At 24.0% G+C, this 1,790-nt stretch carries 2 protein-coding genes; one reads left to right on the top strand and one right to left on the bottom strand.

What is annotated here, in order from left to right; genetic code table 11:
• Nucleotides 1–60: 60 nt before the first annotated feature.
• Nucleotides 61–1,299, bottom strand: coding sequence for a VanW family protein (locus G3997_RS04280; protein WP_296648641.1), 1,239 nt, complete (start codon nt 1,297–1,299; stop codon nt 61–63).
• Nucleotides 1,300–1,450: 151 nt separating this feature from the next.
• Between G3997_RS04280 and G3997_RS04275 the strand changes: the two genes are divergently transcribed.
• Nucleotides 1,451–1,645, top strand: a complete 195-nt coding sequence (locus tag G3997_RS04275; protein WP_296648637.1) for a hypothetical protein — start codon at nt 1,451–1,453, stop codon at nt 1,643–1,645.
• The last annotated feature ends 145 nt before the right edge of the window (nt 1,646–1,790 follow it).

Genomic DNA, 1,790 nt, shown 5'->3' with positions numbered 1-1,790 from the left:
TATAAAATAAAAGTAAAAAATCCAATAGACAATCTATTGGATTTTTTACTTTAGGTTATATTATTTTTTTATTTTATACTTATTTTCTGAAACTAATTCTTCTCTTATTTTATTGTTTTCTTCGCCTAAAAATACTCTATATGTTTTTACTATTATATTATCTTTATCACGACTTTCTTGTGTCTTTATATATAACTTTTCTCTATCTTTACTATGACCGTATATTTTAGATGTTATTGCTCCATTAGAAACTATATTCTTTATATATATAGGATGAGCAAAATTATTTTTAAACTTTAAATCAATATATCCATAAGATACAGCAGCATCTCTTCCTTTTGCTACATAGTGTGATGGATATGTATGATTATGAACTTCCACTATATCAAGACCTGATATTAAAGCTGCATTATATATTGTTGTTGATACTTGACATACTCCTCCACCTTCTCCATTTATATAACGACCACCTACTATTACTTTTGCTGTTTTATAACCATTACTCCATGTTCTAGCACCTGTAGCTTTATTATAAGAAAATAAATCTGAAGGCATTATAAGTATATCACTAGTACTTTTTCCAGCAACATATATATTACTTCCTCTCGCACTATGGTCATTAAAGCTCGTACTAAATTGACCTAAAACACTATTTATAGATTTTACATGCTCTGTAGTAATTGTAGGCTTTATGATTTTTATAGGTAATTGTATATCTTTTAGTGATTTAGATTTTATCATATCATATATTTGTTCTTTTAAACTTGAAATGTCAACCTCTATACCTTCCTTTGATGGTGTAGTCGTTATTTGACCACTATCTGATATTTGTATAGTTGCTTGTTGTACATTTTTATTTATTTGCTCTTGAATAGTTGATATAATTTTACTTAGCTTATATTCATTATATGTTGCTAATAAATCTATATTATATGGTTTATTTATTTCTAAATCACATTTTCTTTTTATATTTTCAAATTTACTGTCACTTCTAGTATATGAATATGCTTTTTTTACTGCATCGTCTATATTATAATCTAAATCTATGTCACTAGGATTTATAGTCCATGTTTTATCATTATATTTTATATATATTGTTTTTGGTGAGTACTTTTTCTCTATAATCTCTTTAGCTTCATTTACTTTTAGTTTACCTACATTTATTTGCTCAATATATATATTTTTAAATATGTTTCCATTAAAGTTGTTATTTGGCTTTTGCATCCCTGTTGTTAACATTAAAATTATAAGTAAAGATAATATTAAGGTAAACTTATGTGCTAATTTATATTTATACATTATTGAATTTACTCCTTGATATATTTTTATAAATTTATGTTTACCTATAATTTATTTTATATTCTTATTACTTATATGTGTTTATGAATAAATATGATTATTTTGCAAATACTTTTATTGTACATTTATAACGTTTTATATGGAGGTACTTATGAAAAATTCAAAACAACATTTAACAGATGCATTTGCTCAACTTCAAGAAGCTCAAATAAATTTAAAACATGCTTTAGATAGTGCAGAAAAATTAAATAATAAACAAAATATAGGAAATACATTATCTTTAGTAGAGGAAGCAGTGTCTGCTGCAGCAAGCAGTGTTGCATATTATCAAGATACTAATGAATAGTATGATTAATCTAACACTAGATAAATTAATCTTTAAAAAGACTTAATATTAATTAAGTCTTTTTTTATGCTTTKTTATTCAACATTTTTCAACAAAAACTACTCTTTTTATGTTTTTATGTGTTATAATATCATTATTAATGATA

The organism is Romboutsia sp. 13368 (assembly GCF_018336475.1).
GTDB lineage: Bacteria > Bacillota > Clostridia > Peptostreptococcales > Peptostreptococcaceae > Romboutsia.
This window is presented reverse-complemented; position numbering and strand designations above follow the sequence as displayed.